General features: G+C 63.1%; 19 protein-coding genes. 7 read left to right on the forward strand and 12 right to left on the reverse strand.

Features of this window, described 5'->3' with window-relative positions; translation table 11 throughout:
• Position 1 precedes the first annotated feature (1 nt).
• The gene (locus LMH93_RS25700; protein WP_173881454.1) at positions 2-820 is read right to left on the reverse strand and encodes an HDOD domain-containing protein; all 819 of its coding nucleotides are present in this window, start codon (positions 818-820) and stop codon (positions 2-4) included.
• A 175-nt stretch (positions 821-995) separates the two neighbouring features.
• Here LMH93_RS25700 and LMH93_RS25705 point away from each other — a divergent pair, with 175 nt between their 5' ends.
• Positions 996-2,192, forward strand: a complete 1,197-nt coding sequence (locus LMH93_RS25705) for a class I SAM-dependent rRNA methyltransferase (RefSeq protein ID WP_004575470.1) — start codon at positions 996-998, stop codon at positions 2,190-2,192.
• Positions 2,193-2,462: 270 nt separating this feature from the next.
• Positions 2,463-4,304, forward strand: coding sequence for a dihydroxy-acid dehydratase (gene ilvD / locus LMH93_RS25710; RefSeq protein WP_060544907.1), 1,842 nt, complete (start codon positions 2,463-2,465; stop codon positions 4,302-4,304).
• Positions 4,305-4,373: 69 nt separating this feature from the next.
• Here the strand turns inward: ilvD and LMH93_RS25715 are convergent, their stop codons facing one another.
• The gene (locus LMH93_RS25715) at positions 4,374-5,228 is read right to left on the reverse strand and encodes a LysR family transcriptional regulator (RefSeq protein ID WP_014861500.1); all 855 of its coding nucleotides are present in this window, start codon (positions 5,226-5,228) and stop codon (positions 4,374-4,376) included.
• A 138-nt stretch (positions 5,229-5,366) separates the two neighbouring features.
• Between LMH93_RS25715 and LMH93_RS25720 the strand changes: the two genes are divergently transcribed.
• Positions 5,367-6,035: an FMN-dependent NADH-azoreductase gene (locus LMH93_RS25720; RefSeq protein WP_108191896.1), complete on the forward strand. Its 669-nt coding sequence runs from the start codon at positions 5,367-5,369 to the stop codon at positions 6,033-6,035.
• A gap of 8 nt (positions 6,036-6,043) precedes the next feature.
• Here LMH93_RS25720 and LMH93_RS25725 read toward each other — a convergent pair whose 3' ends face one another.
• Positions 6,044-7,099: a haloacid dehalogenase-like hydrolase gene (locus tag LMH93_RS25725; RefSeq protein WP_230064726.1), complete on the reverse strand. Its 1,056-nt coding sequence runs from the start codon at positions 7,097-7,099 to the stop codon at positions 6,044-6,046.
• Positions 7,100-7,343: 244 nt separating this feature from the next.
• Here LMH93_RS25725 and LMH93_RS25730 point away from each other — a divergent pair, with 244 nt between their 5' ends.
• Complete coding sequence (locus tag LMH93_RS25730) at positions 7,344-8,735, forward strand: L-cystine transporter (protein ID WP_230064727.1); 1,392 nt, start codon at positions 7,344-7,346, stop codon at positions 8,733-8,735.
• A gap of 275 nt (positions 8,736-9,010) precedes the next feature.
• Here LMH93_RS25730 and LMH93_RS25735 read toward each other — a convergent pair whose 3' ends face one another.
• Entirely contained in the window at positions 9,011-9,526 is a 516-nt protein-coding gene (locus LMH93_RS25735) for a dihydrofolate reductase (protein ID WP_003249048.1), read from the reverse strand.
• 54 nt (positions 9,527-9,580) lie between these two features.
• On the opposite strand from LMH93_RS25735, the gene LMH93_RS25740 reads away from it, so the two are divergent.
• Positions 9,581-10,972, forward strand: coding sequence for a DUF2868 domain-containing protein (locus tag LMH93_RS25740; RefSeq protein ID WP_185279812.1), 1,392 nt, complete (start codon positions 9,581-9,583; stop codon positions 10,970-10,972).
• Positions 10,965-12,329, forward strand: a complete 1,365-nt coding sequence (locus LMH93_RS25745) for a GTPase/DUF3482 domain-containing protein (protein ID WP_060546528.1) — start codon at positions 10,965-10,967, stop codon at positions 12,327-12,329. The genes LMH93_RS25740 and LMH93_RS25745 overlap by 8 nt, the downstream gene beginning before the upstream one ends.
• Positions 12,330-12,604: 275 nt before the next feature.
• Here the strand turns inward: LMH93_RS25745 and LMH93_RS25750 are convergent, their stop codons facing one another.
• The 5 genes from LMH93_RS25750 to LMH93_RS25770 form a co-directional block, all read right to left on the reverse strand.
• Positions 12,605-13,630 carry a putative 2-aminoethylphosphonate ABC transporter substrate-binding protein gene (locus LMH93_RS25750; protein WP_070096193.1) on the reverse strand — a complete coding sequence of 342 codons (1,026 nt, stop codon included), beginning with the start codon at positions 13,628-13,630 and terminating at the stop codon, positions 12,605-12,607.
• An 18-nt stretch (positions 13,631-13,648) separates the two neighbouring features.
• Positions 13,649-15,373, reverse strand: coding sequence for a putative 2-aminoethylphosphonate ABC transporter permease subunit (locus tag LMH93_RS25755; RefSeq protein WP_230064728.1), 1,725 nt, complete (start codon positions 15,371-15,373; stop codon positions 13,649-13,651).
• Position 15,374: 1 nt separating this feature from the next.
• Positions 15,375-16,433, reverse strand: coding sequence for a putative 2-aminoethylphosphonate ABC transporter ATP-binding protein (locus tag LMH93_RS25760; protein ID WP_070096195.1), 1,059 nt, complete (start codon positions 16,431-16,433; stop codon positions 15,375-15,377).
• A gap of 231 nt (positions 16,434-16,664) precedes the next feature.
• The gene (locus LMH93_RS25765; protein WP_003249038.1) at positions 16,665-17,534 is read right to left on the reverse strand and encodes a LysR family transcriptional regulator; all 870 of its coding nucleotides are present in this window, start codon (positions 17,532-17,534) and stop codon (positions 16,665-16,667) included.
• A gap of 9 nt (positions 17,535-17,543) precedes the next feature.
• On the reverse strand, positions 17,544-19,796 hold the full coding sequence (locus LMH93_RS25770) for a heavy metal translocating P-type ATPase (protein ID WP_230064729.1): 2,253 nt from the start codon (positions 19,794-19,796) through the stop codon (positions 17,544-17,546).
• 83 nt (positions 19,797-19,879) lie between these two features.
• Here LMH93_RS25770 and cadR point away from each other — a divergent pair, with 83 nt between their 5' ends.
• Positions 19,880-20,323: a cadmium resistance transcriptional regulator CadR gene (cadR, locus tag LMH93_RS25775; RefSeq protein WP_010955676.1), complete on the forward strand. Its 444-nt coding sequence runs from the start codon at positions 19,880-19,882 to the stop codon at positions 20,321-20,323.
• Between the two features lie 118 nt (positions 20,324-20,441).
• On the opposite strand, the gene LMH93_RS25780 is transcribed toward cadR, so the two are convergent.
• From LMH93_RS25780 to LMH93_RS25790, 3 genes are read right to left on the reverse strand one after another with little or no spacing between them, the layout of a single operon-like run.
• On the reverse strand, positions 20,442-21,413 hold the full coding sequence (locus tag LMH93_RS25780; protein ID WP_003249029.1) for a thymidylate synthase: 972 nt from the start codon (positions 21,411-21,413) through the stop codon (positions 20,442-20,444).
• A 51-nt stretch (positions 21,414-21,464) separates the two neighbouring features.
• A complete protein-coding gene (lgt, locus tag LMH93_RS25785) occupies positions 21,465-22,271 on the reverse strand; it encodes a prolipoprotein diacylglyceryl transferase (RefSeq protein WP_003249027.1) in 807 nt (268 codons plus the stop codon).
• A gap of 16 nt (positions 22,272-22,287) precedes the next feature.
• Positions 22,288-23,070 (reverse strand): sulfite exporter TauE/SafE family protein, encoded by a 783-nt coding sequence (locus LMH93_RS25790; RefSeq protein WP_003249024.1) that lies wholly within the window; start codon positions 23,068-23,070, stop codon positions 22,288-22,290.
• Between the last annotated feature and the right edge of the window lie 64 nt (positions 23,071-23,134).

The raw sequence follows: 23,134 nt of genomic DNA on the forward strand, positions 1-23,134 counted from the left end.
GTCAGTGTCCGCCCAACTCGCGAATGTTCTGCTTGAGGTTTTCGAAATCGTATTCCGACAAACCAATGTAATCGAGCACCAACGGGCCGACCACATTCCATTCGTGGTCCACCGCCTGGTTGCCCAGCACACGGTAGGACGCGCAGATATGCTCGGCCATCTTCAGCACCGCCAGCAGGTTTTTCAGCTGGCTCTGGGTATTGCGCGAGGTATCGTCGCGGAACACGGCCAAGGCATTGTGGTGGTTGGCGATGGCCGCACTGAGGTGCTCGGGCAAGCGCCAGGATTTGGCTGTGAAGTAGCCGACCACTGAATGGTTGGTGTTGAACGTGCGGTTTTCGGTATCGACCACGCGTGTTTCTTCGTCGGCCTTGGCGTATGCCTCTTCCAGCACGTCCATGTAATTGGGGAAGCGCTTGAGCATCAACGGCACGCCACAGTCATGGAAGAGGCCAAGGGTATAGGCCTCGTCCGCCGCCTGTATGCCGGTACGCTTGGCCAGCGTCAGGCAGGTCATCGCGACGTCCTGGGCGGTATCCCAGAAGCGGTTGAGGGTAACGATGGTCTCGTCACTCATCTCGCCCTTGATCGACTGGGCGTTGATCAGGTTGATGATCGAACGGCTCCCCAGCAGGTTCACCGCACGCTGGATCGAACCGATCTTGTTGGACAACCCGAAGTGCGGAGAGTTGACCAGCTTGAGCAAGGCGCCAGAGAGGCCCGGGTCCTGGGAAATCAGCTTGGCGATGGTTTCCAGGTCCGGGTCAGGCATGTACTGCTCGAACTGCAGATCGACCATGATCTGCGGTTGAGGCGGGATGGTGATGCCTTGCAAGGCTTGCTGGATCTGTTCGGCGCTGAGTTCTTGGGACATACGTACACACTCGTTTAGGACGTGGGATTTTAACCCTCTAAGCGCCCCCGGGCACCACACCTGTAAAAGCTAAAGCACTGCAGACACGCTATAATCCCGCTCTTTTTCCCGGAGCGACGTCATGTCCCTGCCCAGCCTTCGCCTCAAAGCCAATGCCGACCGCCGCCTGCGCGCCGGCCACCTGTGGGTCTACAGCAACGAAGTCGATGTCAGCGCGACCCCTTTGCAAGGCTTCCAGGCGGGTCAGCAGGCCATTCTCGAGGCAGCCAACGGCAAGCCGCTGGGCATCGTCGCACTGAGCCCGAACAACCTGATCTGCGCCCGCCTGCTGTCACGCGACATCAAGCTGCCGCTGGACAAGTCGCTGCTGGTACACCGCCTGAACGTCGCCCTGTCGCTGCGCGAGCGCCTGTTCGACCAGCCGTGCTACCGCCTGGTCTACGGTGACTCCGACCTGCTCCCAGGCCTGGTGGTCGACCGTTTCTTCGATATCCTCGTGGTGCAGTTGGCCTCGGCCACCATGGAAGCGCACAAGGATGACGTGATCGCCGCACTGGTGCAGGTGCTCAAGCCCAGCGGCATCCTGTTCAAGAACGATTCGGCCGCGCGCGACGCCGAAGGCCTGCAGCGCTATGTCGAGACCGTCTACGGCGAAGTACCGGACTGGGTGCCGCTGGAAGAGAACGGCGTCAAGTTCGAAGCCCCGGTGCGCGAAGGCCAGAAGACGGGCTGGTTCTACGACCACCGCATGAACCGCGCCCGCCTGGCACCGTACGTGAAGGGCAAGCGTGTACTCGACCTGTTCAGCTATATCGGTGGCTGGGGCGTACAGGCCGGTGCCTTCGGCGCCAGCGAAGTGTTCTGTGTCGATGCCTCGGGCTTTGCCCTGGACGGCGTGGAGCGTAACGCTGCACTGAACGGCATCAGCGAGAAGCTGACCTGCATCGAAGGCGACGTGTTCGAAGCCCTGCGCGAACTCAAGGCGGCCGAAGAACGCTTCGACGTGATCATTGCCGACCCACCTGCCTTCATCAAGCGCAAAAAAGACCTGAAAAACGGCGAAGCGGCCTACCGCCGCCTGAACGAACAGGCCATGCGCATGTTGAACAAAGACGGCATCCTCGTCAGCGCCTCGTGCTCGATGCACCTGCCCGAGGACGACCTGAACAACATCCTGCTGACCAGCGCCCGCCACCTGGACCGCAACATGCAGCTGCTCGAGCGAGGCGGTCAGGGCCCGGATCACCCGGTACACCCGGCCATCGCCGAAACCCGCTACATCAAAAGCATCACCTGCCGGTTACTGCCAAACAGCTGATATCTGCCAAAAAGGGCCGCCCAGCGGCCCTTTCCTGCCGCAATCCCCCCGCCAACCATCCACATCTGCATTCCCTCACCGCGCCAGCGGTGTAGAATCGGCCTATTCATCGCCAGTCATCCCCGGCGGGTTTATGAGCTCTGGTCAAGCACGCGGCGATCCCGCGCGGTCTTGGCCCCATCCGTGCCAGTGGCAACCGGCCTGCGGCGCAAAGGACAAGAGAAGCTCACTCCCCTATTTGTGACCTGATTAAGCCGCCAGGAGTGTTTCATGCCTGATTATCGTTCCAAGACTTCCACCCAAGGCCGCAACATGGCCGGCGCCCGTGCCCTTTGGCGCGCCACCGGGATGAAGGACGAAGACTTCAAGAAACCGATCATCGCCATCGCCAACTCGTTCACCCAGTTCGTTCCGGGCCACGTGCACCTGAAGGACCTGGGCCAGCTGGTGGCTCGCGAAATCGAACGCGCCGGTGGCGTGGCCAAGGAATTCAACACCATCGCGGTCGATGACGGCATCGCCATGGGCCACGACGGCATGCTGTACTCGCTGCCAAGCCGCGAAATCATTGCCGACGCGGTGGAGTACATGGTCAATGCGCACTGCGCTGACGCCATCGTCTGCATCTCCAACTGCGACAAGATCACCCCCGGCATGCTGATGGCCGCCCTGCGCCTGAACATCCCGGTGATCTTCGTTTCCGGCGGCCCGATGGAAGCCGGCAAGACCAAGCTGGCCAGCCACGGCCTGGACCTGGTCGATGCCATGGTCATCGCGGCCGACTCCACGGCCTCCGACGAAAAAGTCGCCGAATACGAGCGCAGCGCCTGCCCGACCTGCGGTTCGTGCTCCGGCATGTTCACCGCCAACTCGATGAACTGCCTGACCGAAGCCCTGGGCCTGGCCCTGCCGGGCAACGGTTCGACCCTGGCCACCCACGCTGACCGCGAGCAGCTGTTCCTCACGGCCGGCCGCACCATCGTCGAGCTGTGCAAGCGCTACTACGGCGAGAATGACGAGTCGGTCCTGCCACGCAGCATCGCCAACTTCAAAGCGTTCGAAAACGCCATGATGCTGGACATCGCCATGGGCGGCTCGACCAACACCATCCTGCACCTGCTGGCCGCAGCACAGGAAGGTGAAGTGGCGTTCGACCTGCGCGACATCGACCGCCTGTCACGCAAAGTGCCGCAGCTGTGCAAAGTGGCGCCAAACATCCAGAAGTACCACATGGAAGACGTCCACCGCGCCGGCGGCATCTTCAGCATCCTCGGTTCGCTGGCCCGTGGTGGCCTGCTGCACACCGACCTGCCGACCGTGCACAGCCGCAGCATGGAAGAAGCCATCGCCAAATGGGACATCACCCAGACCGATGACGAAGCGGTGCACACCTTCTTCAAGGCCGGCCCGGCCGGTATCCCGACCCAGACCGCATTCAGCCAGTCGACCCGTTGGGAAACCCTCGACGACGACCGTGAAAACGGCTGCATCCGCAGCTTCGAACACGCCTACTCGCAAGAGGGCGGCCTGGCCGTGCTGTACGGCAACATCGCACTGGATGGCTGCGTGGTCAAAACGGCCGGTGTGGACGAATCGATCCACGTGTTCGAGGGCACCGCGAAGATCTTCGAAAGCCAGGACAGCGCCGTGCGCGGCATCCTCGCCGACGAGGTGAAAGCCGGCGACATCGTCATCATCCGCTACGAAGGCCCGAAAGGCGGCCCGGGCATGCAAGAAATGCTCTACCCGACCTCGTACCTCAAGTCCAAAGGCCTGGGCAAGGCCTGCGCCCTGCTCACCGACGGCCGCTTCTCAGGCGGTACCTCGGGCCTGTCGATCGGCCACGCCTCGCCAGAGGCTGCGGCGGGCGGCGCCATCGGCCTGGTGCGCGACGGCGACAAGGTACTGATCGACATCCCTAACCGTTCGATCAACCTGCTGGTCAGCGATGAAGAGCTGGCGGAACGCCGTGTCGAACAGGACAAGAAGGGCTGGAAGCCAGCCGAGGTCCGTCCACGCAAGGTGACCACCGCGCTCAAGGCCTATGCCCTGCTGGCCACCAGTGCCGACAAAGGCGCAGTGCGTAACAAGGCAATGCTCGAAGGGCTGTAAGGGCTTTTCTGGCATTTGCACAACCGGCGTCTCGTACGCCGGTTTTTTTGCCTGTGGATAAAGGCTGGATCAAAGCTCTCCCTTCGCGACACATTGGCGTAATTGCGCCAGCAGCAGGGCAGCCGAGCGCTTCGGTGTCGCCGCCGACGTCAGCACGAACTGTGCTTGAGGCAAGGCTGGCAACGTCGACACTTCTACAAGGCCGGCAGCCAGAGCAGACGATCGCGTGACAGGCGTTACCCCAAGCCCCCCACTGACGGCGGTCATCAGCCCCCCGACACTTGGGCTCTGGCAAACGATGCGCCATTGCCGCCCGGCGCGTACCAAGGCCTCGATAGCTGCGGCCCGATAAGGGCATTGATCAGAAAATACCGCCAAGGGCACAGGCGTGGTGACCTCATCGCTGCCCAGCGCAATCGGCCCTCTCGCCCACACCAATGGTTCGGACCAAAGCACCTCGCCCCGTTCTTCATCGCTGCAGCGGCTGCCCAATACGATATCCAGCCCACCCGAGTGGACGAGCGAGAGCAACTCCCCAGTCAGGCCGACGGTCAGGGACACCTCTGCATCGGGATGTGCCACCGAAAAACGACGCATGCAGTCGATGATCGGGGCTTTCACCATTTCCTCGCTCAACCCCACGTACACCGTGCCTGACACCCGCCGCCCTGCTCCAAGGCTTGCGCGGGCATCATCGTGCAACGCCAGGATGGTGCGGGCATAGCCTGCCAACCGAGCGCCTGCGGGTGTCAGGCTGACCGAACGGGTCGTACGCTCCAGCAATTTTTGTCCAGCTTCGCGTTCAAGCCGCCGAATATGAGCGCTGATCGCCGACTGCGTAAGGTGCAGCCTGTGCGCAGCGCGGGTGAAACCACCGGTGTCGGCAACGGCAATCAAGCTCCGCAAAAGCACAGTATCGAACACAGATTCATCACCTATCTCACTCAATCTCGAGAGCATACGTCATTTCTATAATGAATCGCCCTGAATCAGACTGTGCGCCGAACGCCTGGGCGGTGAAGCGTCAGGCAAGGCTCATCAACACTACCTGGGAGAAGCCCCGTGGTTGAACGTATCTTGTATGTCTGCGCCTCACCCAGAGGAGAGCGGTCCGTTTCCGCTCAGATTACCGACGCATTCCTGGCGGCATTGGCCGAGCGCAAAGCGGTGGAAATCGACCACCTGAATCCTTGGGAATGCGACCTGCCTGAAGTAGATGGCGCCTTGCTCGCGGCGAAATACGCAGGGCTTGGCGATGCCCCGCTGTCAACCGCACAGGCCGCTGCATGGGATCGGATCAAGACCCTCGCTCAACGGTTCCACCGGGCGGATACCTTGGTGTTCAGCGTACCGTTGTGGAATTTCGGCATTCCGTACAAGCTCAAGCACCTGATCGACGCAATTTCACACAAAGACGTGCTGTTCACCTTCGATGAACACGGGTTGAACGGCATGCTTGGCGGGCGTCGAGCGGTTGCCATCTACACCCGTGGTTTGGGGTACGGGCCCACCTCACAGACACCCGACCAGTTTTTTGGCCTGGAAAAAACCTTCATCGACACATGGTTTCGCTTCGTTGGGATTAACCAGGCGCACAGTGTAGTGGTCGAACAGACCCTCGGCCCTGAGGGCGCCAGGATTCGTGAACGTGCCATTGAACAAGTGACCCTGTTGGCACAGAACATTGACCAGAAAGCGGCCCAGACCCTCATTGTGGGCCGCGATGGTTGATATTCCCGTTACTGGATCTGCTCCGGCGTGACGATCACCCAGTTCTTGTCTGCCGTCACCGGCAACCCTTCCTTGGCCTGCGCCGCCGTATTCTTGGCAATCATCCCGTTGAGCTGGTCAATGTACTTGGCCTTGCGGTTTATCCACAGGTGGATACCACCTTTGCCCACATCCACCCCGTGGAACTGCATGTAGCCATCGCTGGTCGGCGTGTCGCCGCCCACCAGCACCGGTTTCTTCCACTCATCGATGTAGGTAAGGATCGCCGCCTGCTTGCCCGCCATCCAGGTGGCCGGGGTCCACAGGTAAGGGGTCAGCTCCAGGCCCTCGTTAGCCTTGGCATCGTAGTGCCCGGCGCTGATCTGCTTACGCGCAGTGGTCAGCTGGCCGCTGGCGCGGTCCTTGAGCAGCAGGCTCACGCCAATCACGTTCTGGGGCTTCACGTTGTAACCATACTTGGGGTCCGAGGCGACCATGCGCACCAGCTCCTCGGAGGCCGCCGAAATCACATAGACCTCGATGCCGTTCTCCATCAGCTTGTTGTACAGCTCGGCCTGGCCCTTGAAGACCTTGGGCGGCTGAACCTCGATGGCCTTGACCTGGTCGCCTTCGTAATAGGTGCTGGGGATCGGCTTGGTCGAAGCCATCAGCTCATCCACCTGCACCTTCAGCGCCTGCAAGGTAAAGCCGGAGAACACCTGGGCTACCCACGGGTAGCAGACCATGTCATCGATTTCACACAGCCGGTAGTAATAACTGAACAGGCTTTCCTTGTGCTCGGCAGTGTCCTTGAACGGCATCAGCTTCAACGAAGGGTCGAGCTTGTCGCGGCTTAGCAGGCCCTTGTTTTCCATGAACGGAAGCAAGGCTTCTTCCAGGTCATAGCGGTAACTGGTGTTGTCCATGTCGAATACCGCGTAGTTACCCTTGTTGGCATTGGCGGCGATCATGCTGTCGAGCTGTTTGGCCGCGTCAGCAGGCCAGTGTTTGAGCTCCGTGGCGAAGGTTTCGATACTGAACAGCAGGGACAGGCCAATGGCGGCGGCTTTCACAGCGACTTTCATGTACGAATCTCCTGAAATGACCCAGAAACGCTAGTGCAACAATCCCCACTGCAAGCCCCCGATAACGACCTCCAGGCAGCCGCAAACGCCTTGTTCATTGCAATCTGCGACACCCCGTTATTCCATAAACGACTATGCAAATTCCATTTGGGTATAAATTCGTTTGTTTTCAGGCTGTTAGCATTTCCGTTCGCAATCGCTCACAGAGGCGATGCCACTTCTGCTTTTTTCTGCTGGAGCTTCAATGAACCTGCCGCTGTCACTCAACCTGCTGGCGTTCCTGGCCCTGTTGCTGGGCCTGGCACAAACCCGCCGCACCGACTGGAGCCTGGCCAAGAAGGTACTGCTTGGCCTGGTGCTGGGCGTGGTCTTCGGCCTTGTGCTGCACACGATCTATGGCGCTGGCCACCCCGTGCTCAAGGCAACCATCGCCTGGCTCGATCTGGTCGGCAACGGCTATGTCGGCCTGCTGCAGATGATCGTCATGCCGCTGATCTTCGCCTCGATCCTCAGTGCCGTGGCACGTTTGCACACTGCCTCTTCGCTGGGCCGCATCAGCGTGCTGAGCATCGGCACCCTGCTGCTGACCACGGCCATTGCCGCCCTGATCGGCATTGTGTTGACCAACCTGTTCGGCCTCAGCGCCGAGGGCCTGGTGGCCGGTGCCCAGGAAAGCGCACGCATGCAGGTTATCCACAGTGAATACGCGGGCAAGGTTGCCGACCTCAACATCCCGCAACTGCTGCTGTCGTTCATCCCCAGCAACCCGGTAGGCGACCTGGCGCGGGCCAAGCCGACCTCGATCATCAGCGTGGTGATCTTTGCCGTGTTCCTCGGCCTGGCCGCGCTCCAGTTGATCAAGGACGACGCCGAGAAGGGCGAGCGCGCCCTGTCGGCCATCGACACCCTGCAGGCCTGGGTAATGCGCCTGGTGCGGGTCGTGATGAAGCTGACCCCCTATGGCGTGCTGGCGTTGATGACCAAAGTAGTGGCCAGTTCCAACACGGAGGACATCCTCAAGCTGGGCAGCTTCGTGGTGGTGTCGTACCTGGGCCTGGGGTTGATGTTCGTGGTGCACGGCATCATCCTCGCCGCCACCGGCGTGAGCCCGCTGCGCTTCTTCCGCAAGGTGTGGCCGGTGCTGACCTTCGCCTTCACCAGCCGCTCCAGCGCCGCCAGCATTCCGCTGAACATCGAAGCACAAACCCGCCGTCTGGGCGTGCCGCAATCGATCGCCAGCTTCAGCGCATCGTTCGGCACCACCATTGGCCAGAACGGCTGTGCCGGGCTCTATCCTGCCATGCTGGCGGTGATGGTCGCGCCAGCGGTGGGCATCGACACCTTCGACCCACTGTGGATCGCCACCCTGGTGGCCATCGTCACGCTGAGTTCGGCAGGGGTTGCCGGCGTGGGCGGCGGTGCCACCTTTGCCGCGCTGATCGTGCTGCCAGCCATGGGCTTGCCGGTGGAGTTGGTGGCGCTACTGATTTCGGTGGAGCCGCTGATCGACATGGGCCGTACGGCGTTGAACGTGAACGGTTCGATGACGGCGGGCGTTGTCACCAGCCAGCTGTTGAAAGAGACTGACAAGGAAGTGCTGGCCGGTGATGAACATGCCGAGCTGAGCCACACCTGATAGATTGCCGGGGGCGCGTTGCGCCCCTTTCGCAACAAGGCCGCTCGTATCTTGCTCAAAATCTGAACACCCTGCGGTCTCCCGTAGGAGCGGGTTCACCCGCGAAAGGGCCAGGCCTGCTGGCCAATTTCACCCGCCGTCCACCGTTGCCGCCGCTATCGTATTCGCGGGTAAACCCGCTCCTACAGGGTGGTGGATACACATCGGGGGTCGGACACAGGCCGCTGTAGGAGCGGGTTCACCCGCGAAGGGCTGCAGAGCAGCCCCCAACAATCTCACCCCTTATCCCAAACCTCGAAGTGATACACCGGCTTACCTTCCTCAGCCTGTGCCTCGCTAGAAGTCAGCCTCCACTGCCCTTCATCAAACGCCGGGAACCACGCATCCCCCTCTGGCGCCAACTCAACCCGCGTCAGGTACATGCGGCTGACCAGCCCCTTCTCCAGCGCCTGCCCATACAGCTGCGCCCCACCAATCAGCATCAGCTCACCGACGCCCTGCTCGCGCGCCCACTGCTCGGCCCGCACCAACGCCTCTTCAAGCGAGGCGAACACTTCGGCACCTGCAAGCTCAAGCCCCGGCTGGCGGCTGACCACGATGTTCAGCCGCCCAGGCAGCGGCCGCCCCAGCGAGTCCCAGGTCTTGCGCCCCATGATGATCGGCTTGCCCAGGGTGGTGGCCTTGAAGTACTTGAAGTCCCCCGGCAAATGCCAGGGCATGGAGTTGTCGATGCCGATCACGCGGTTCTCGGCATAAGCCGCGATCAGGCTGAGGGGGAGTGATGTATTCATGCCAGCGAGGATAGCACCGGGCGTGTGGGTTATGCTTCTGCCTTGACCTGTGCAATGGAAGACCTTGTGACTGCACCCACGCCACTGGACAAGCGCTGGCTCACCGAAGCGGTACGCCTGCGCGAAGAACATGCCGGCCCGCTGGAAGACCAGGAAGCCAACCGCTACGCCCGCCAGCTAGGTGGCGACCTGGCCACGCGCATCGAAACACGTGCGCTGTTCCTGGCCGAGCGCGATGACATGACCGGCGCCCTGCGCCATTGGAAGCAGGGCGCGCGCCTGGCGCTGCTGGCCTTGTTGCTGATGGCCGTGCTCAGCGGCGCGGGCCTGGGGCTGGCCGCCCTCGGTGACGGGCAGCGCCCGGTGAATGTGTTCTGGGCGCTGGGCAGCCTGCTCGGGCTGAACCTGCTGATGCTACTTGGCTGGGGCATGGGTTTTGCCCTGAGCGGCGAGCATGGCGCAGGGCTGGGCCGCTTGTGGCTGTGGCTAAGCGAACGCTTTGCCCGCGATGCCAAGGCCGCGCACCTGGCGCCAGCGCTGCTGGTGCTGCTGCAACGTCAACGCCTCAACCGGTGGCTGCTCGGCCTGTTGGTACACGGCCTGTGGCTGCTGGCGATGCTCACCGCGCTGGGCATGCTACTGGTCTTGCTGGCGACCCGGCGCTATGGCTTTGTCTGGGAAACCACCTTGCTCGCCGCCGAGCCGTTCATTCACCTGACCCAAGCGCTGGGCGTCCTCCCCTCGTTGCTGGGCTTCGCCGTGCCCGACGAAGCCATGATCCGCGCCAGCGGCGACAGCCTGCCAGCCCTGGACGTGGCCCGCCAGGCCTGGGCCAGCTGGCTGCTCGGCGTGGTGCTGGTATACGGCCTGCTGCCCCGCCTGCTGCTGGCCGGGCTATGCCTGTGGCGCTGGCGCCAGGGCCGTGAACGCCTGACGCTGGACCTGGGGTTGCCCGGCTACGCGCAACTGCGCGAGGCACTGATGCCGCGCAGCGAACGCATGGGCGTGCAGGATGCTGCCCCGCAAGCCTTGCCGCAGTTTGCCGCCGGGCAGCTGGAAAGCGGCAGCAGCGGTGCCCTGCTGGTGGGCCTGGAGCTGGACGACCAGCGCCCCTGGCCACCCGCCCTGCCCAAAAGCGTGACCGATGCCGGCGTGCTCGACAGCCGCGAATCACGCAACCGGCTGTTGGAACAGCTCAGCCGCTTCCCACCGGCACGCCTGGCCATCGCCTGCGACCCACGTCGCTCGCCGGACCGCGGCAGTTTGGCGCTGCTCGCCGAACTGGCGCGCAATGCCGGCGCAACCCGTATCTGGCTGCTGCAGGCTGCACCAGGCCAGCCCCTCGATGCCGAGCGCCTGGGCGATTGGCACGAAGCCCTTGACCGCCTTGGCCTGCAACATGCCGACACCTCACCGCTGACCTGGCTGGAGCATGGCCATGACTGAGCCACTGAAACTGGCCGTGGTCGGCCATACCAATGTTGGCAAAACCTCGCTACTGCGCACCCTGACCCGCGACGTCGGTTTTGGCGAAGTGTCCCACCGCCCCAGCACTACCCGCCATGTGGAAGGTGCGCGGCTGTCTGTGGACGGTGAACCCTTGCTGGAGCTGTACGACACGCCCGGCCTGGAAGATGCCATCGCCCTGCTCGACTACCTTGAACGTCTGGAACGCCCGGGCGAGCGCCTGGACGGCCCGGCCCGGCTGGAGCGTTTTCTGCAGGGCAGCGAAGCGCGCCAACGTTTCGAGCAGGAGGCCAAGGTATTGCGCCAACTGCTGGCCAGTAATGCCGGGCTGTATGTAATCGATGCGCGCGAGCCGGTGCTGGCCAAGTACCGCGACGAACTGGAAGTACTGGCCAACTGCGGCAAGCCGTTGCTGCCGGTGCTCAACTTCGTCGCCAGTAGCCAGCACCGCGAACCGGAATGGCGTGAAGCCCTTGCCCGGCTTGGGCTTCACGCATTGGTGCGGTTCGACAGCGTGGCCCCGCCGGAAGATGGCGAGCGCCGTTTGTATGAAAGCCTGGCGCTGCTGCTGGAAAACGCCCGCCCGGCGCTGCAACGGCTGATCGACGACCAACAGGCGCAGCGCTTGGCACGCCGGCACAGCGGCAAGCGCCTGATCGCCGAACTGCTGCTCGATTGCGCTGCATGCCGGCGCAGTGTCGAGGCCGAACCGGCGGCAGAAGCCCGGGCCATCGCGGCGCTGCGCCAGGACATTCGCCAACGTGAACAACGCTGCGTCGAAGCCTTGCTCAAGCTGTATGCCTTCCGACGCGAGGATGCCCATGCCAGCGACCTGCCGTTGCTGGACGGCCGCTGGGGCGATGATTTGTTCAATCCAGAGACGTTGAAACTGCTGGGCGTGCGCCTGGGCAGCGGTGTGGCGGCGGGTGCTGCGGCCGGTGCCGGGGTCGATTTGCTGGTTGGTGGCCTTACCCTCGGCGCAGCGGCGCTGGCCGGGGCGATTGCCGGTGGCGCGCTGCAGACGGCGCGCAACTATGGGGCACGGTTGATGGGCAAGCTCAAGGGCAAGCGCGAGCTGACCGTGGACGACACTGTATTGCGTTTGCTGGCCTTGCGTCAGCAGCAGTTGATGGTGGCGCTGGATAACCGCGGGCATGCGGCGCAGGACAGCATCAGGCTGGGTGAGCTGGATGAAAAGGCCTGGCGTGAGGGCAAGTTGCCGGAGGCGCTGGTCAAGGCGCGGGCGCACCCGCAATGGTCCACCCTGAATCCCGGGGCGAAGCTGAATCAGGCTGAGCGGCAGGAACAGCTGGAGGCGCTGGTTTCACAGATTTGAGCCAGCAGGGTCGACCCTTTCGCGGGTAAACCCGCTCCTACGGCGGCCTGTGTAGTGTGCCCACCCCCAATCTGCGTAGGAGCGGGTTTACCCGCGAATACGGTGGCGGCGGCAACGGTGAACGGCGGGTGGAGATTGGCCAGCAGGGCCGGCCTCTTCGCGGGTGAACCCGCACCTACACGGCGGCCTGTGTCCAACCCCCGATGTGTGCCCACCACCAATCTGTGTAGGAGCGGGTTTACCCGCGAAGAGGCCGGCCCTGCAATAGTGAAGCGTTACTGCTGGGCCACCTTCTCCGACTTGCCGTCATAGCGCTTGCGCCATTCGGCCAGAATCTGGTCACGGTTTTTCGAAGCCCAGACAAAGTCGTTCTTGATCAACCGCTGCTCATAATCCGCCGGCAGCTCGGTTTGCGGCTTGGCGATGCCCGGCGCGGCCAGTACGGCGAAGTTTTCCTTGTACAGCTCCATGGCCGCCGGGCTGGCCGAGAAATCGGCCAGGCGCTTGGCCGCATCGGCCTTGGGCGAGCCTTTGATCACTGCGGTTGCCTCGATCTCCCAGCCCAAACCCTCCTTTGGCAACACGATGTCCAACGGCGCGCCTTGGCGCTTGAGCTGAACGGCCGGGTATTCGAACGAAATACCGATCGGGAACTCGCCCGCCGCCGCCAACTTGCACGGTTTGGAGCCGGAATGGACGTACTGGCCGATGTTCTGGTGCAGCGCATCCATGTAGGCCCAGCCCTGCGGCTCGCCAAAGGTTTGCAACCAGGCACTGACATCCAGGAAGCCGGTGCCGGACGAGGCCGGGTTGGGCATGACAATCTTGCCTTTGTACTCAGGCTTGGTCAGGTCCTGCCAGCTCACCGGTTTGCTCAGGCCCTGTTTCTCGGCCTCGATGGTGTTGAAGCAAATGGTGGCGGCCCACACGTCCATGCCGACCCAGGCTGGCGGGTTGGCGGCGTCACGATAATTGCCGGAAATCTTGCCCAGGTCCTTGGGCGCATAAGCTTCGAGCATGCCGTTCTGATCGAGGATGGCCAGGCTCGATGCCGCCAGCCCCCACACAGCGTCGGCTTGCGGGCGCTCTTTCTCCGCCAGCAGCTTGGCAGTGATGATGCCGGTGGAATCACGCACCCACTTGATCTCGATATCCGGGTTGGCTTTCTCGAAGGCCTGTTTGTAGGTTTTCAGCTGCTCGGCTTCCAGGGCGGTGTAGACCGTCAGCTGGGTAGCAGCGGCCGAAGCCTGCAGGCTGAACACGGCGGAAACGGCAGCGGCAAGGGCAATGTGCTTGTGCATGGGTAGGTTCCTTTCAGGTCAGACGGTCGCGGCGCGTTGGCGCCAGGCTTGGGAGCGGCGCAGCAGGCCGCGCGAGGCTGCAGCCAGCAACAGTGAAGCGCCGGCACTGGTCAGCAGGATCAAGGTGGACATGGCAGCGGCCCCGCCAACGTTGCCGGCGTCGTCCATGTTCAGCACGGCAACGGCAGCCAGGAGGGTGTCGGGGCTGTACAGGAAAATCGCTGCCGACACGGTGGTCATTGCCGACACGAACAGGTAGCGGATGATATCCAGCAGTGCCGGCAGGCAGATCGGCACGGTCACGCGCAGGAAGTGCCTGTACAGCGGCGCTTTCAGCGACATCGCGGCAGCCTCGAACTCGCCGTCGAGCTGGCGCAGGGCGGTGGTCGCGGTCATCTGCGCGGTGGTCAGGTAATGGGCAATGGTGCACACCACCAGCAACCCCATGCCGCCGTACAGCACATGCAGCGGGTTACCGTTCAGGTTGAAGAAGAATACGTAGCCCAGGCCCAGCACCAGGCCCGGCACGGCCATGGGGATGAAGCTGAGCAGGCGCAGCGCATGGTTGAGCAGGCGTTGGCCCTGGGTCTTCTCCATCAGGTAGGCACCGGTGAAGATCACGATGCTGCCGATCAGTGCGGTGCCAATGGCCATGGTCACGCTATTGCGGTAGGCCAGCCAGCCGCCACCGGCAGTGTCTTCGAACAGGTAGTGGCGCAGCGACAACGACAGGTTGTAGGGCCAGAAAGTGACCAGCGAGGAGTACACCGCCATACCGATCACCACCAGCAACGCCGCGCACACCAGCAGCACAATGGTCAGGAAGCAGGCATCACGACCGCGTGATGGCTTGGGTTCGAACACCTGGGCACGGCCACCCATGGCGTCGCCCTGGCGTCTACGCAGCCAGGCGTCGACGGTAAAGCTGAACAGGGCCGGCAACAGCAGCACCATGCCGATCAGCGCACCACGGCCGAACTGTTGCTGGCCCACCACCGCCTTGTAAGCTTCCAGCGCCAGCACTTGATAATCGCCCCCCACCACGACCGGTACACCGAAGTCTGTGATAGTCAGCGTGAATACCAGGCAGAACGCCGCGAATACTGCCTGGCGCGAGGCTGGCCAGGTGATGCTGGTGAACGCCCGCCACGAGCCTGCCCCCATGCTGGAGGCCGCATCGAACAGGCGAGCATCGGCCAGTGACAGTGCCGACAGCAGAATCATCAGCGCATGCGGGAAGGTGTAGATGGCCTCGCCCAGCACGATGCCCCAGAAGCCGTAGATATTGTCGCTGAGCAACCCACGCAGCAGGCCCTGATTGCCAAACAGGTAGACCAGGGCGATCGCCGGCAGCATCGACGGTGCCAGCAATGGCAGCAGCGAAATCCCCCGCCACAGGCCCTTGGCCGGGATCAACGTGCGTTGCAGGGCAAAGGCGAACAAATAGGCCAGCGGTACCACAATGGCCGCGACAGTGAAGGCCACCGACAGGCTGTTGCCAAGCAACCAATGGAAGCTGGCGCTGGTGAACAATTCACGGGCCGCCAGCAAGCCACCGCCCTGGCCCGCTTCACCGCTGAAACCACGCCAGAAGATCGCCAGCAACGGCATCAGCACGGCCAGCACCAACAGAATCAGCAGCAGGCTCTTGCCGCCGATGACGAACAGCCGGTCACCCAGGGCGATGCCAGCACGCGGCGCGACGTTGGCCTGGCTCAACGGCAGGGGCATTGGCGCGGCCATCTCAGGCAAACACCTGCAGGCTCTGCGGCGGCAATGCCACCCAGATGTCCTGCGAACCCAGGCGCGGCATGGCCTCGGGGGCCAGTTCGGCCAGCAGGGCATGGCCTGGCAGGGCCTTGAGTTCAAAGCTCATGCGGCAGCGGTTACCGAGGAAGGTGATTTCGCGGACCATGGCCGGGAACAGGTTTTCTTCGTGCACCACCGGGTTGACCGTGATCGCCTCCGGGCGGCAGAACAGCCGGCCACTGCTGGCCTGGGCTGAACCCGGCGCCAGGCGCATGTTCATGTCGCCGACCAGGGCATGGCTGTCGCTGCGGCGCTGGAACGGCAGCCAGTTGCCCTGGCCAACGAACTCGGCCACGAACGGCGTGGCCGGGTGGTCGTAGATTTCCTGCGGGGTGGCGTACTGCTCGACCTGACCGTTGTTCATCACCGCAATGCGGTCGGCCATCAACATGGCCTCGTCCTGGTTGTGGGTAACCATCAACGTGGTGATGCCCAGTTGGCGCTGCAGCTGACGCAGTTCGGTGCACAAGTGCTCGCGCACCCGGGCGTCCAGCGCCGACATCGGCTCATCGAGCAGCAGCAGCGATGGCGACGGTGCCAGCGCGCGGGCCAGGGCCACACGTTGCTGCTGGCCACCGGAGAGCTGGCCTGGGTACTTCTTCTCGCTGCCAGACAGGCCAACCAATTCGAGCATTTCGGCCACCCGCTGACGGCCCTGCTCGCGACCACTGCCCGTCAGGCCATAGGCGATATTGGCTTCGACGGTAAGGTTGGGAAACAGCGCATAGGACTGGAACAGGATGCCGTAGTCCCGCGCCTGGGGTGACAGCTTGGAGATATCGCGTTCGCCGATGTACAGCGTACCGCGGTCCTGGCGCTCCAGGCCGGCAATGCAGCGCAGCAGCGTGGTCTTGCCACAACCGGACGGGCCGAGCAGGCACACCAGTTCGCCCGCGGCGATGTCCAGCGAGACATCGTTGAGCGCCGTAAAGGCACCGAAGCGCTTGTGGATGTTGCACACTTTTATCTGTGCGCCGGGGGTGGTGTGGTTCATGGCATGGCCTCATCGAAGAGATGGGGCCATGCTAGGCAGGCTGTGCGAAGGTTCTGTGGCTTTAAGGCAAAAGCCGGTGATAGTGGTATAGGCAGATTTAGTAGTGGCCTGTGCCGGCCTCTTCGCGGGTAAACCCGCTCCTACAACGGCATGCATGTTCGCGGAAAATGCAGGCACGCGGGTACGCTGAAATGTAGGAGCGGGTTTACCCGCGAAGAAGCCAGCAAAAATCTAGAACTGCGAACCGGCCACTTCCTGCGCCACCCCCAGGAATGCCGCCGGCAACCGGGCCTGGCGCCGCTCCTTCAGGCAATACAGGTACTCGTGCATCACCGGCGCATTCTCCAGCGCCAGCACCCGGAGTTCGGGGTTGTGCGGCACCTCATGACGGGCAATCACGCTGATGCCGATATTGCGCAGCACCGCTTCGCGGATCGACTCGCGACTGCCGATCTCCATCAGGGCGCCGGCCTTGACCCCGGCCTCCTGCATCATCTGCTCGGTCAGCTTGCGTGTGGTCGAGCCCTTCTCGCGCATCAGCAGGCAATGCCCCGACACCACCTCGATCGACACCGTCTGGCGTTGGGCCAGAGGGTGGTTGCGGTGCACCGCCACCACCAAGGGGTCAGTGCCCAGTATCCGCCGCACCAACCGCGCGTCCTCCACCCATTGCGACGACGCGGCAATATCCACCCGGTAATCCTCGAGCATTTCCAGCACCTGCTGCGAGTTGCCGATCTCCACCGCCACTTCAACCTGCGGCAAGCGTTCGCGATAGATCTTGACCAGGTCGAGAATGTAGTAAGGCGCAGTGGCCGCAATGCGCAGGCTGCCCTGGGCCTGACCACTGTTGCGCAGCTCGAACTCGATGTCGGCTTCCTGCTGCAGCAGCGCCTTGACCATCGGCAGCAGGCGTAAGCCCTCCTCGCTCAACACCAGGCGCCGCCCGCCGCGGTAGAACAACTCCACGGCGTACTGGCCTTCCAGGCTGCGGATCTGCGTGGTCACCGTGGGCTGGCTGAGGCCTAGCTTCTTCGCCGCCTGGGTAATGCTGCCCAGACGGGCCACCATGTAGAAGGCCTTCAGCTCGGAACTCAGCATGCACGTCCTCTATTTGCGCAAAAGGCGCAAGCCGTTGAACACCACCAGCAAGCTCACGCCCATATCAGCGAACACCGCCATCCACATCGTGGCCATGCCGGCAAAGGTGATCGCCAGAAATATCGCCTTGATGCCCAACGCCAGAACGATGTTCTGCATGAGGATCGCCGCACTTTGGCGCGACAGCCTGACGAAGGCCGGGATTTTGCGCAAGTCATCGTCCATCAGCGCCACATCAGCCGTCTCGATGGCGGTGTCGGTGCCGGCAGCAGCCATGGCAAAACCGATTTCGGCGCGGGCCAGCGCCGGGGCGTCGTTGATGCCGTCACCGACCATGCCTACCCGATGGCCTTGGGCGTACAACGCCTCAATGGTTTTCAGCTTGTCGGCCGGCAACAGGTTGCCCTCGGCGCGGTCGATCCCCACCACGGCGGCAATGGCCTGCGCAGTATGCGGATTGTCACCGGTCAGCATGACAGTCTTGATACCCAGTTGATGCAATTCGGCGATCGCCTGACGGCTGCTGTCCTTGACCGTGTCGGCCACGGCGAACAGTGCCAGAGGGCCGGATCGGTCGAGCAGCAGGACCACGGTCTTGCCCTGGCGCTCCAGCGCATCCAGTTGGGCCTCCAGCGCTGGCGAACACAGCCCCAGTTCCTCGACCAGGCGATGGTTGCCCAAGTGGTAGACCTCACCGGCGATGACACCACGCACGCCACGCCCGGCCAGGGCGGCGAAGTCACTGACCTCGCTCAAGGCCAGGCCTTGCTGCTTGCCGAACTCGGCAATGGCGCGGGACACCGGGTGGTCCGAACGCTCGCCCAGGCTGGCCGCCAAGGCTTGCGCACGGTCTTCGAACAGCGGCGCCAGCACCTTGGCGTCAGTCTGCACCGGCTTGCCATGGGTGATGGTGCCGGTCTTGTCCAGGGCCAGGAAATCCAGGTGGCGACCACCCTCCAAGTACACGCCACCCTTGATCAGGATGCCTTTGCGCGCAGCGGCGGCCAGGCCACTGACGATGGTCACCGGAGTCGAGATCACCAGCGCGCAGGGGCAGGCCACCACCAGCAGCACCAAGGCGCGGTAAACCCAGTCGAACCAGGCGCCAGCCATGAACAGCGGGGGTAACAGCGCCACGGCCAGGGCAATGGCGAATACCACCGGGGTGTAGATACGCGAGAAACGGTCGACGAAGCGTTGGGTAGGCGCCCGCGCGCCCTGCGCTTCCTCCACAGCCTTGATGATCCGCGCCAGGGTCGACTGCCCGGCAGCGGCGGTGACGCGAAACTCCAGCGCCCCCGCCTGGTTGATGGTGCCAGCGAACAGCTTGTCGCCCACCCCCTTCTCCACAGGCAGGCTTTCGCCGGTAATCGGCGCCTGATCGACGCTGGATTGCCCGCTGGTCACTTCACCGTCCAGGCCGATGCGCTCACCGGGGCGCACCCGCACCAGTGCGCCGATGGCCACCTCACGCACTTCCAGCTCGCGCCACTGGCCATCGGCCTGCTGCACCGTAGCCATGTCCGGGGTCAGCTGCATCAACCCGCCAATGGCATTGCGCGCACGGTCCAGCGAGCGCGCTTCGATCAGTTCGGCAACGGTGAACAGCACCATCACCATAGCCGCTTCCGGCCACTGGCCGATCAATACGGCCCCCGTCACGGCGATACTCATCAGCGCATTGATGTTGAGGTTACGGTTTTTCAGGGCAATCCAGCCCTTCTTGTAGGTACCCAGGCCGCAACCGAGGATCGCGGCAAGCGCCAGCCCCGCCACCACCCACTCAGGGGCCAGTGCAGCAAAGTGCACGATTTCGGCGGCGATCGCGGCGACGCCCGACAATGCCAGTGGCCACCAGCGGGCCTTGGCCGGTTGTGGCACGCTGGCGCTGCCGTCGTCCTGGGCGGCAATCGGCTCGGCCTTCATGCCCAGGCTGTCGATAGCCCGCTCGATATCGGCGGTGCCGTCCAGGGTGTGGCGCACGCCAAGCACGCGGTTGATCAGGTTGAATTCCAGCTGTTCGATACCGGCCAGCTTGCTCAGTTTGTCCTGAATCAGGGTCTGCTCGGTGGGGCAGTCCATGGCCTCGATGCGGAAACGGCTGAGTTGTGCCTGGGCACTGGCCGTTTCGCTCAGTTGCACCAGCGGCGGCGCGGCTTTGGCGCCGCAGCAGCTGTGGCCGTGGGCAGCATGGCCATGGTCGTCATCACCATGAGCGTGATCGTGCGGATGCTTGTGTTCGTGGCTGACAGGCTGGTTCATGGGGTCATCCTTAAATTGAGCCTGTTGCCAAGTGAACACCCTGTAGCCACTATAGGGTCAAGCCACTTGCTGGAGATTTCGTGATGAAGATCGGAGAACTGGCCAAAGCCACCGACTGCGCGGTGGAAACCATCCGCTACTACGAGCGTGAAAACCTGCTGCCAGAGCCGGCGCGCAGCGAGGGCAACTACCGGTTGTACACCCAGGCCCATGTGGAGCGGCTGACCTTCATCCGCAACTGCCGCACGCTGGACATGACCCTGGACGAAATCCGCAGCCTGCTACGCCTGCGCGACAGCCCCGACGACGCGTGCGGCAGCGTCAATGCGCTGATCGACGAGCATATCGAGCATGTTCAGGCGCGGATCGATGGCTTGGTGGCATTGCAAGAGCAGCTGGTGGAGCTGCGGCGGCGCTGCAACGCGCAGGGGAGTGAATGCGCGATCTTGCAGCAACTGGAGACAAACGGGGCGGTATCGGTGCCAGATACCGAACATTCGCATGTGGGGCGGAGTCACGGGCATTGAGCCAAAAGCTTCGCGGGTGAACCCGCTCCCCCAGGGACCGCGCACGACTTAGGCCTGTGCAGTACCCTGTGGGAGCGGGTTCACCCGCGAAGAGGCCAGTTCACACAATGGAGATCTATCAGACCGCCATCGGCGCTGTCATCGGCGCATGGTGCTCATAGCCTTCCAGCCAGAAATCACTCGGTTCGATCTTCTCTAGCCACTCCGGCTCGTATTTACCAGTCTCGGCAAACGACGGCACACGGTCGCTGATGACCAGCTTCGGCGCTTCCAGCGGCTCGCGCTTGAGCTGCTCGTTGAGCATGTCCAGGTGGTTTTCATACACATGGGCATCGCCGATGAAGTAGGTGAACCAGCGCGGTGTATAGCCGGTCAGGCGGCCAAACAGCGACAGCAGCGCCGCGCCTTCGGTGAGGTTGAACGGCGTGCCCAGCCCCAGGTCGTTCGAGCGGATGTAGAGGGTCAGGGAAATTTCCCTGGTCTCGACATTCGGGTGGAACTGGTACAGCAAGTGACACGGTGGCAGTGCCATTTCGTCCAGTTGCGCGCAGTTCCAGCCGTGGAACAGGATGCGGCGGCTACCCGGGTCGTTGGCGATGGTGTCCAGGCACTGGCGCACCTGGTCGATTGCCTTGTACAGGATGACGAACGCGACGCCGTCCTCTTCGTCCTGGGCAATACGGCGGAAACCGGCTTGCTCGGCCATTTCGATGGCCGCCGGGTTGCTCAGCGGGATGCGCTTGTAGCCCGGCCACTGGCGCCATTGCACGCCATAGATCTCGCCCAGGTCGTCATGGCCCTGACGGAACGGGTTGGCCAGCCACTGGGCGTTTTCGTTGGCGTTCTGGTCCCAGACCTTGCAGCCCAGCTCGCGGAACTCACCGGCGTTCTTCACGCCACGCAGGAAACCGACCATTTCACCGATCGCCGACTTGAACGCCAGCTTGCGCGTGGTAATGGCCGGAAAGCCCTTCTGCAGGTCGAAACGCAGCATCGCGCCCGGCAGGCTGATGGTGCGGATGCCGGTGCGGTTTCCCTGCAACGTGCCGTTATCAATGACGTCGCGGACCAGGTCCAGATACTGTTTCATGGCTTACCTGTAGCAAAAACGGCAGGGGGATCGCCCCTGCCGTGGGATTAATCAGGCGGGTTTCGCCGTGGGCTTGCGATTATAAGCCCACCAGATCAGACCGAGGCCAGCCAGGATCATCGGCACACAGAGAATCTGACCCATGGTCAGCCAGCCCCAGGCGATGTAACCCAGCTGAGCATCCGGCACCCGCACGAATTCGACGATGAAGCGGAAGATACCGTAGAACAGCGCGAACATGCCTGACACCGCCATGGTCGGCCGTGGCTTGCGCGAGAACAGCCACAGGATGACGAACAGCGCCACGCCCTCAAGGGCGAACTGGTACAGCTGCGACGGGTGGCGCGGCAACTGGGCCGGGTCGCTGAACGGCGGGAAGATCATCGCCCATGGCACGTCGGTGGGTTTGCCCCACAGTTCGGCGTTGATGAAGTTGCCGATACGCCCGGCACCCAGGCCAATCGGCACCAGCGGGGCGACAAAATCCATCAGCTCGAAGAACGACTTGTTGTTGCGCTTGCCGAACCACAAGGCCGCCAGCATCACGCCGATGAAGCCGCCGTGGAACGACATACCGCCTTTCCACACCTCGAAGATCAGCGTCGGGTTGGCCAGGTAGGCGTGCAAGTCGTAGAACAGCACATAGCCCAGGCGACCGCCGACAATCACCCCCATCGACAGCCAGAACACCAGGTCGGACAGCTTCTCGCGGCTCCAGGTGGGGTCGAAGCGGTTGAGCCGGCGTGAGGCCAGCAACCAGGCACCGCCGATGCCGATCAGGTACATCAGGCCGTACCAATGGATTTTCAGCGGCCCGATGGCCAAGGCCACGGGGTCTATCTGCGGGTAAGGCAGCATGGAACTTCCTCTCGATTCAAATCAAAAAGCTGAGGCCAACACAGAACAGCAGGGCTGCGAACAGGCGTTTCAACAAACGGGGCGACAGCTTGTGCGCCAGACGCGCGCCGAAGCGGGCGAAGAACATGCTGGTCACGGCAATGCCGACCAGCGCCGGCAGGTACACGTAACCCAGGCTGTGGGGCGGCAGGTGCTCCTCGTGCCAACCCAGCAGCATGAAGCTCAGGGCACTGGCCACAGCAATCGGCAGGCCACAGGCCGATGACGTGGCCACTGCCTGCTGCATGGGCAGGCTACGCCAGGTGAGGAACGGCACCGTCAGCGAACCACCGCCAATGCCGAAAATGGCCGAAGCCCAGCCAATCACCCCACCTGCACCGATCAGCCCAGGTTTGCCGGGAACGCCACGGCTGGCCTTGGGTTTGAGGTCAAGGGCCATCTGCGCGGCGATGACCAAGGCGAACACACCGATGATCTTTTGCAGCAGTGGGCCCTGGATCAGCGAAGCGGTCTTGGCACCGACACCGGCCCCCAGGAGGATGCCGATGGTCATCCAGATGAAGATCGGCCATTGCACCGCGCGCTTGCGGTGGTGCTCCCGCACAGCGTTGATCGAAGTGAAGACGATGGTGGCCAATGACGTGCCGACGGCCAGGTGGGTCAGCACCGAAGCGTCGAAACCCTGCAGGGTAAAGCTGAACACCAGCACCGGCACGATGATGATGCCGCCGCCCACGCCGAACAGCCCGGCCAGCACACCGGCACAGGCGCCCAACAACAGATAGAGCACGAATTCCATTCGGCGTCCCCTAGAAATCAATCCGGCATGGTAACGGAAGCCGGGCTCGGGGCTCTAGTGAACT

The organism is Pseudomonas sp. CIP-10 (assembly GCF_020911845.1).
GTDB lineage: Bacteria > Pseudomonadota > Gammaproteobacteria > Pseudomonadales > Pseudomonadaceae > Aquipseudomonas > Aquipseudomonas alloputida.